Origin of the sequence: Phenylobacterium aquaticum (genome assembly GCF_947378715.1) — a bacterium.
GTDB classification, from domain to species: Bacteria; Pseudomonadota; Alphaproteobacteria; order Caulobacterales; family Caulobacteraceae; genus Phenylobacterium; species Phenylobacterium aquaticum_A.
On sequence record NZ_CANCLE010000009.1, the window covers coordinates 34,180 to 42,591 of the forward strand.

Here is an 8,412-nt window from a genome sequence, read left to right on the forward strand (position 1 = left end):
TAACAGTTGCGTCACATCGCGCATGGGGCGGGGAGCCCCTGGGGAGCCGAAATCATGCAAAGCCGCCGAGACCTACTCGTCACCGCCGCCGCCTTCGGGGCCGCCGCCGCCGCGCCGCGCCTGGCCGTGGCCGCCGCCGCGCCCACGGGCGAGGCCGCCAAGATGTACGCCATGTTCGACCGGTCGATGGCCGAGGCCTTCCGCCGCTCCCCGGAGCTGCCGACCTATCTGGGCATCGACCGGGGCGTGCTGGCCTGGACCAAGTCGGAGCTGTCCGACAACTCCCTGACCGCGATCGCCGAGAACAAGGAGATCAACGCCCGCCAGATGGCCGAGCTGAAGGCCATCGACCGCACCAAGCTCTCCGGCATGGACGCGGTGAACTATGACACCGTGCTGTTCACCCTGGACGTCCAGGACGAGGGCAATCGCAAGTTCCAATATGGCGGCCAGGGCTCCGGCGCCCCCTATGTGCTGTCGCAGCTGACCGGCTCCTACCAGCAGATGCCGGACTTCCTGGACAACCAACACGTCATCGAGACCAAGGAAGACGCCGACGCCTACATGTCGCGCCTGGAAGCCTTCGGCCGGATGCTGGACCAGGAAGCCGAGGTGGTCCGCCACGACGCCGGCCTGGGCGTCATCCCGCCCGACTTCGCCATCGACAAGGCCCTGATCCAGATGAACGCCTTCCTGGCCTCGTCGGCGGCCGACGCGCCGGTGGTCAAGAGCCTGGTGCGCCGCACCGCCGAGAAGAAGATCGACGGCGACTGGTCGACCCAGGCCCAGGGCCTCTATGCCGAAAAAGTCCGCCCGGCCCTGGTCCGTCAGGCCGAGCTGCTGAAGAGCCTGCGCGCCAAGGCCACTCACGAGGCCGGCTGCTGGCGCCTGCCCGATGGCGACCAGTACTACGCGACCTCGCTGCGCAACTACACGACCTCGAACATCACCCCTGACGAGGTCCACCAGCTGGGCATGGACCTGGTCAAAAGCCTGTCGGCCCAGGCCGACGTGTTGATGAAGAAGGCTGGCTACACCAAGGGAACCGTCGGCGAGCGCTATCGCGCCATGTACGACGATCCCAAGCAGCACTATCCGAACACCGACGCTGGCAAGGAACAGCTGCTGGCCCACCTGAACGAGCAGGTGAAGATCGTCAGCGCCAAGCTGCCGCAGTATTTCGGCCAATTGCCCAAGGCGCCGCTGGAGATCCGCCGGGTGCCCAAGGCCATCGAGGCCGGCGCGCCGGGCGGCTACTACAATTCACCGTCTCTGGATGGCAAGCGCCCGGGGATCTACTGGATCAACCTGCGTGACACGGCCGAAGTCCCCAGCTGGACCCTGCCGACGCTCACCTATCACGAGGGGATTCCCGGCCACCATCTGCAGCTGTCGCTGAACAACGAGGCCGGCGACCTGCCGCTGATCCGCAAGGTGATCGGCTTCTCCGGCTATAGCGAGGGCTGGGCGCTCTACGCCGAGAACCTGGCCGTCGAGATGGGCATGTATGAGAAGGACGTGCTGGGCCACATCGGCATGATCCACGACGCCCTGTTCCGCGCCGTCCGCCTTGTGGTGGACAGTGGCATGCACCACAAGAAGTGGAGCCGCGAGCAGGCGCTCAAGTTCTACATCGACACCATCGGGGATTCGGAAGCCGGTTCGATCACCGAGATCGAACGCTACTGCGTCTGGCCGGGCCAGGCCTCCAGCTACATGGTCGGCAAGATCACCTGGCTGAACGCCCGCGCCCGCGCCAAGAAGGCGTTGGGCTCCAAGTTCGACATCCGCAAGTTCCACGATGCGGGCTTGCTGGCCGGCGGCACGCCGCTGACCGTGCTGGACCAGGTGATCGACAACTATATCGCCTCGGCGAAGAAGGGCTGAGGCCCTTAGGGCCGATGGCCCTGGATACGGATCGGCGCGCGGCCTAGCCTGGCCTCCCGCCGATCCGGAGCTCCCTGTTGTACGGCATCCTTTGCGCCACCCCTGAAGAGCGCGACGCCCTGCGTGCGCGGCTGCGCACTGACCCAACGCCGCAACGGCTCGGGCCGACGGAGGTCTGGACCGGCGATCATGACGGCCAGCCCTTCGCCCTGGCGCTTAGCGGGATCGGCAAGGTCAATGCGGCGGCGGCGGCCACCCTGCTATTGGCGATGTTCGACGCTGACGTGCTGGTGTTCGCGGGCGTGGCCGGCGGGCTGAACCCCAACTTTAAGGTCGGCGACGTGCTGCTGGGCGAGCGCCTGGGCGTCCACGACTTCGGCCTGATGGCGGAGGGCGCATTCACCTCCACCCGCTCCGGCCTAATCCCGATTGGCGCGCCAGCGCTGACGGAGCTGCATCCCGTCAGCGACGCCGTGCGCGAGAATCTGACGGCCCTGCGCGACCGGGTCGCGCCGCTGCTGCCGGCCCGGGTGCGGCTGGGGACCATCGCCACGGCCGACTATTTCCTGAACTGCCGCGAGACCCGCGACGCCTTGCATTCGAGCTTCGCTGCCGACGCGATGGACATGGAATCCGGCGCGGTGTTCCAGATCGCCGAGGACTGGCGCGCGCCTCTCTATGTGATCCGCACCCTGTCGGACCTGGCCGGCGAGGACAGCCACCTCACCTATCCGGAAATGGCCGCCTTGGCGGCCCGCAACTCGGCGCTCTGCGTCACCGAGCTGCTGGACCTGCTCGCGGCTCAGTGCGTCGCCGCCAGGGCGTAGAGGAACTCGATATAGGAGAGCGTCGCCCCGTCGATGCCATCGACCTTGGGGTTGGAGCTCTCGATCACATAGTACTCGTTGGGCGCATGGGCGCCCGAGCCGTGCCCCATGCCGAAGTGGCCGGCCGGCTTGCTGAGCGGGGCGCCGGTGAAGATGTAGCCCGGCCAGGAGCCTGCGAGCCTGGGGATCATCAGGGGCTCGATCCCGCGACCGCGATAGATCGCCTTCTCCGCGCGGATCAGGGCCGAGTCCTCCGCCGTCTCAGTGGGGTCATAGCCGCCCGTGACATTGACCTCGATGTCCTCGAAGCCGCGCTTGGCCAGATGGGCCCGGAGCTTGGCCTGGGCCTCGGCGGCGGTCTGGTCGGGGACGAGCCGCAGGTCCATCTTGGCCACCGCCCGGCCGGGCAGGACGGTCTTGCCGCCCACGCCAGTATAGCCGGCGACCAGCCCCTCGATATTGACCGTAGGCTGGGAGGCGAGCCGTTCCGAGGCGGCGAGGAAGTCGAGGTCGCGCACCCATTTCTGGACGCCCATCTGGGCCTTCACCGCCGCCTCGTTCTGCTTGGAGACGGCGTTGGCGATCATCTCCTTTTCGTGGGCGGAGAGCGGGCGGACATGTTCGAACCAGCCGTCGATCGCCGGGTCATTGCCGTCGGCCGAGACCAGGGTGGTGAGCGCCTGGACCAGCCGCCAGGCCGGACTGTCGACCATGGCCTTGTAGCTTGAGTGGAGGTCCTGGGCTGGACCCCGGCCCCAATGGGCGCCCGAGGAGACCAGCTCCAGCTCGATCACCCCCTTCGCGCCGAGGTCGATCTCCACGCCGCCGCTCGGGCTCTGGGAGGCGAAGGGCATCCAGACCTCGCCGCATTTGCCGAGCGCCTGCAGCACCTGGGGTTGGCGGACCACCTGGCTGAAGTGCGGCGAGGCGATCTCCTCCTCCCCCTCGGCGACCATCACCAGGTTCACCGGCAGCTTCTTGCCGGCCCCGCGGATGGCGTGCAGGGCGGCGAGGAAGGTGGCCTCCGGGCCCTTCTGGTTGGTGGCGCCGCGGCCAATGATGACCTTGCCGAAGCCGGGCTTGTCCACGAGGTTGGCCTCGAAGGGCGGAGACACCCACTCGGCCGGGTTCACCTGCTTGACGTCGTACATGAAGTACATGCCGACGGTGCGCGGCGCGCCGGCGTCAAGGGTGGCGAAGATGCCCGGCTGGCCGTCAGTGGGCATGCGGGTCACCGACTGGAAGCCGGCGTCCTTGAACATCTCCATGGTGAGCTTGCAGCCCTCCTCCATGCCCCGGTTCTCGGCGGCGATGGAGGGCTGGCGGATCCAGTTTTGCAGGCGGGCGACGGCCTCGTCGTGGCGCTTCTCGATCTCCGCCTTGAACGGCTTGAGGTCCGGCCCCTTGGCCCAGGCGTTTCCGCCGAGCGCCAGCATCGCGCCGCCCGCCGCCGCGCCCTGCAACAGGCCGCGCCGCCCCATCATCCCCGCACCAGAAGCCATGTCGTCCACTCCCGCTGAATTTGACGACGGGCAGGCTAGGCCAGCCGGCGCGGGGCGCAAGGGCTCGTCGCGGACGGGCGCGAAGTCAGTGCGGCAGGGCCGAGGCCAGGGCGTGGAACTGGACGATCGCCCCATAGACGCTGAGGCCGATCCCCTGGGCCAACTGTTCCGGCTCGAACCGGTTGTGCGCCAGGAAGACCATCACCGAGCCGTCGGTGGGATCGGCCTGCCACCAGCCACCGAAAGCGCCGGGCCAACCCACGGTCCCCACCCCGCCCTTGCAGCGGGTCGCGGCGGCCTTTTCCGAATCGAGCACCACCGCCAGACCGAGCCCAAATCCATGGGCGATGAACAGCGGCATGCCGAAGGTCTCGGCCCGGGCGCGCTGGTCCTCGGTCAGGCGGTTGGCGGTCATCAAGGCCAGGGTCTGCGGCTTCAGCAGGCGCACCCCGTCCACCGCGCCCTCGCCGACGAACAGCCGCGCAAAGGCCAGATAGTCGTCCACCGTCGACCACAGGCCCTGGCCGCCGGACTCGTAGGTCATGTCCGCTGGCCGTTCGGCCAGGCAGGCCTTGTCCAGGCTGTCGCGCGCGATCATCCGCCCGGCCGCGTCGAAGCCGTACATCCGCGCCCGCCGGTCGTGGCGGTCCGGCGACACGATGAAGCCGGTGTCTTTCATGCCGAGCGGTTGGAAGATCCGCCGCGCCAGCACCTCGCCCAGGGACGTCCCTTCCATCCGCGCGATCAGCAGGCCCAGCAGGTCGGCGGAATGGCCATAATGGAAGCCTGCGCCCGGCTGGTCGATCAGCGGCAGGGACGCCAGGGCGGCGATCCAGGCGTCCGGCGGCACATGACTGTCGATGTCCCAGCCCAGGGCCGCGCGATAGGCCGCCACGATCGGTCCTGTGTGGATGTCGCCATAGGTCAGGCCCGAGCGGTGGGTCAGAAGATCATCGAAAGTGATCTCGCGCACCGCCGGGTCGGTCTCGTCCAGCGGCCCGTCGGGGGAGCGCAGCACCCTCATCTCCGCGAACTCCGGCGCCCAGCGGGAGATCGGGTCGTCGAGGGCGAAGCGCCCCTCCTCCATCAGCATCAGGGCCGCGACCGAGGTGACCGGCTTGGTCATCGAGGCGATGCGGAAAATGGTGTCGCGGGTCATCAGCGCCGTGGCGTCCATGTCGCGCCACCCGACCGCGCAGTCCTGGACGATCCGACCGTCGCGCCAGACCAGCGTCACGGCGCCCGCCAGTTCATCGGCGTCGACATAGGCCTCGATAGCTTTCGCGATGTCGTCCATGTTCCGCCCCGAAAATATTTTTCCTATAAAATAGCCTTCCTATAAAATTGGCAATGGCCTAGATTCTTCGGGCATGACCGGCTCACCCCGCACCCAGCCCAAGGGCGACAAGCGCGCGCGCACCCGCGCCGCCCTCATGACGGCGGCGCGCGAACTGATCCGGGAACGGGGCTATGAGCGCACCACCCTCGACGCCGTGGCCAGACGCGCCGGCATGACCAGCGGGGCGATCTACGGCAACTTCAAGAACCGCGAGGACCTGTTCGTGGCCCTGGCCGGGACCTATTGGGCGCCGATCAAGCCGGTGATCCGCGAGGGTTCGAGCTTCGCCGAGAAGATGCGCGCCCTGTCCGAGGCCACGGTGGCGGCGATCCCCGCGCGCCAGGACGCGGCTTTCGGCCGGCTGACCGGCATGGCGCACGCCCTGACCCATGAGGCGATCCGCACCCAGGTGCGCGAGGTCACGGCCCAGAGCTTCGCCTCCGGCGCGGGCTGGCTGCGGGCGGTCGCGGACGAGGGCGGCCTGCCCATGCCGGCCGACCTCCTGGTCTGCGTGATCCACGCCCTGACCGAGGGCCTGCTGTTCCAGCGCTTCCTGACGCCGGACCTGGTCCCGGACGAGGCCTTCCACGCCGCCTTCGCCGCCCTGGCCGGGGCGCCGCCAGGGGAATAGCCGCTTTCGGGCGTCGCGCTCCATTTTGACGCGCCTGCGCGGCTTGCCCCGACGCGATTCCCGCCCCACCTTCGCAGACATGAGCCACCGCCCGACCGGCGCGGCCCCGCCCCGGCTGGTGGCGGTGCTGGGGCCGACCAACACCGGCAAGACCCACCTGGCGGTCGAGCGCATGCTGGGGCACGCCTCGGGCATGATCGGCCTGCCGTTACGGCTGCTGGCGCGCGAGATCTATGACCGGGTGGTCAAGGCGCGGGGCGCGACGCGGGTCGCCCTGATCACCGGCGAGGAGAAAATCGTCCCGCCCAGGGCCGTCTATTTCGTCTGCACCGTCGAGGCCATGCCGCTGTCGCGCGAGGTCGAGTTCCTGGCGGTGGATGAGATCCAGCTGTGCGCCGATCCGGAGCGCGGCCATGTCTTCACCCACCGGCTGCTGCATGCGCGGGGCAAGTACGAGACCATGCTGATGGGGGCGGCCACCATGGCGCCCCTGGTGCGCCGCCTCTTGCCAGACGCCGAGATCGTCAGCCGCGAGCGGTTCTCCAACCTGACCTATGCCGGATCGAAGAAGCTGACCCGCTTGCCGCCGCGCAGCGCCGTCGTCGCCTTCTCCGCCGACCAGGTCTATGCCATCGCCGAGTTGATCCGCCGTCAGCGCGGCGGGGCCGCCGTGGTCATGGGCTCCTTGAGCCCGCGCACCCGCAACGCCCAGGTCGCCCTCTACCAGTCCGGCGAAGTCGACTTCCTGGTGGCCACCGACGCCATCGGCATGGGGTTGAACATGGACGTCGACCATGTGGCCTTCGCCGGCCTGCGCAAGTTCGACGGCAAGCGCACCCGCTTCCTGCACCCGCAGGAGGTCGGCCAGATCGGCGGCCGGGCCGGGCGGTTCCGCACCGACGGCACCTTCGGGGTCACCGGCGAGTGCGAGGAGATGGACGAAGACCTGGTCGAGGCGGTGCAGGAGCACCAGTTCGAGCCGGTGGTGGCGGCGGAGTGGCGCAACGCCAATCTGGACTTCTCGAACCTGCCGAACCTGATGACCTCGCTGTCGACGCCGCCGCGACGCCACGGCCTGACCCTGTCGGCCGAGGCGCTGGACGAGATCACCCTGCGCCAGCTGGCCGCAGAGCCCGAGATCGCCGACCGCTGCCGTGACCGCCAGGCGCTGCTGCGGCTTTGGGACGTCTGCCAGACCCCCGACTTCCGCAAGACCAGCCATGAGGAACATGTCCGCCTGCTGCGCGACCTGTTCGGCTTCCTGACCCGTCGCGACCGGCACATTCCACCCGACTGGATGGAGAGCCAGATCAAGCATCTGGACCGCACGGACGGGGAGCTCGACACCCTGTCCAATCGGCTCGCCAATGTGCGGACCCTGGCCTATGCCGCCAACCGCCCCGACTGGCTGAGCGACGCCGCCGGCTGGCAAGGGCGGACGCGGGCCCTGGAGGACCGGCTCTCCGACACCTTGCACGAGAAGCTGATGGCCCGGTTCGTCGATCGGCGGACCAGCGCCCTGATGCGGGCGCTGCGGGTGCGTGAGGAGATCCTGGCCGGGGTCGCCGCCGACGGCCAGGTGACGGTCGAGGGCCAGAGCGTCGGCCGGCTGATGGGCGTGGCTTTCGCGCCGGCCAAGGGCGCTTCCCTGCTGGAGGAAAAGGCCCTGCGCGCCGCCGCCATCGCCGCCGTGGGGCCGGAGATCGTCAAGCGGCTGGGCCAGTTGGCGTCCGAGCCGGACGAGGCCTTCAAGCTGGCCCGCGACGGTCAGGTGCTCTGGCGGGGCGAGGCGACAGCGACGCTGGCCGGCGGCACGGCCTTCGCGCCCCGGGTGCGGCTCTATGGCGAGCTCGGCCACGCCGCCGCCCGCGAGCGCGCGGCCCGGCGCATCGAGGCCTATCTGGCCGCCGAAGCCGGTCGCCGCCTGGCCAGCCTCAAGCGGCTGGAGGCCGCCGTGACCGATGGCCAGATCAAGGGCCTGGCCCGGGGGCTCGCCTATCGCCTGATCGAGGCGGGCGGGGTGCTGGACCGCGCCGCCGTCCGCGCCGAAGCCAAGGCGTTGAGCCAGATCGAGCGACGCATGCTGAAGGGGCTGGGCGTGCGCCTGGGGGCCTTCTCGATCTATCTGCCCGCCCTGCTGAAGCCGCCGGCCATGAGCTTCGCCCAGGGCATTGTCGGCAAGGCCTGGCGGCCGCCGACCGACCGGCTGTCGATCCTGCCTGATCC

6 protein-coding genes are annotated in these 8,412 nt (G+C 69.2%); 4 read left to right on the forward strand and 2 right to left on the reverse strand.

Features of this window, described 5'->3' with window-relative positions; genetic code table 11:
- Positions 1-54: 54 nt before the first annotated feature.
- Positions 55-1,887 (forward strand): DUF885 family protein, encoded by a 1,833-nt coding sequence (locus Q7P21_RS02740; RefSeq protein WP_304166566.1) that lies wholly within the window; start codon positions 55-57, stop codon positions 1,885-1,887.
- A 77-nt stretch (positions 1,888-1,964) separates the two neighbouring features.
- Complete coding sequence (mtnN, locus tag Q7P21_RS02745) at positions 1,965-2,714, forward strand: 5'-methylthioadenosine/S-adenosylhomocysteine nucleosidase (RefSeq protein ID WP_304175617.1); 750 nt, start codon at positions 1,965-1,967, stop codon at positions 2,712-2,714.
- Here the strand turns inward: mtnN and Q7P21_RS02750 are convergent.
- Both Q7P21_RS02750 and Q7P21_RS02755 read right to left on the reverse strand, forming a co-directional pair.
- Positions 2,690-4,216 carry a M20/M25/M40 family metallo-hydrolase gene (locus tag Q7P21_RS02750; RefSeq protein ID WP_304175619.1) on the reverse strand — a complete coding sequence of 509 codons (1,527 nt, stop codon included), beginning with the start codon at positions 4,214-4,216 and terminating at the stop codon, positions 2,690-2,692. The genes mtnN and Q7P21_RS02750 overlap by 25 nt on opposite strands.
- Before the next feature lie 85 nt (positions 4,217-4,301).
- The gene (locus Q7P21_RS02755; RefSeq protein WP_304175621.1) at positions 4,302-5,513 is read right to left on the reverse strand and encodes a serine hydrolase; all 1,212 of its coding nucleotides are present in this window, start codon (positions 5,511-5,513) and stop codon (positions 4,302-4,304) included.
- Between the two features lie 73 nt (positions 5,514-5,586).
- Here Q7P21_RS02755 and Q7P21_RS02760 point away from each other — a divergent pair, with 73 nt between their 5' ends.
- Positions 5,587-6,186, forward strand: a complete 600-nt coding sequence (locus Q7P21_RS02760) for a TetR/AcrR family transcriptional regulator (protein ID WP_304175623.1) — start codon at positions 5,587-5,589, stop codon at positions 6,184-6,186.
- A gap of 79 nt (positions 6,187-6,265) precedes the next feature.
- A partial coding sequence (locus Q7P21_RS02765) for a helicase-related protein (protein WP_304175625.1) occupies positions 6,266-8,412 on the forward strand: 2,147 nt, incomplete at its 3' end.

Excerpts from the sequence above, each read along its gene's own strand:
- Q7P21_RS02755 (WP_304175621.1), bottom strand. The coding sequence starts at position 5,513 with ATGGACGACATCGCGAAAGCTATCGAGGCCTATGTCGACGCCGATGAA.
- Q7P21_RS02760 (WP_304175623.1), top strand. The coding sequence starts at position 5,587 with ATGACCGGCTCACCCCGCACCCAGCCCAAGGGCGACAAGCGCGCGCGC.
- Q7P21_RS02740 (WP_304166566.1), top strand. The coding sequence starts at position 55 with ATGCAAAGCCGCCGAGACCTACTCGTCACCGCCGCCGCCTTCGGGGCC.
- Q7P21_RS02750 (WP_304175619.1), bottom strand. The coding sequence starts at position 4,216 with ATGGCTTCTGGTGCGGGGATGATGGGGCGGCGCGGCCTGTTGCAGGGC.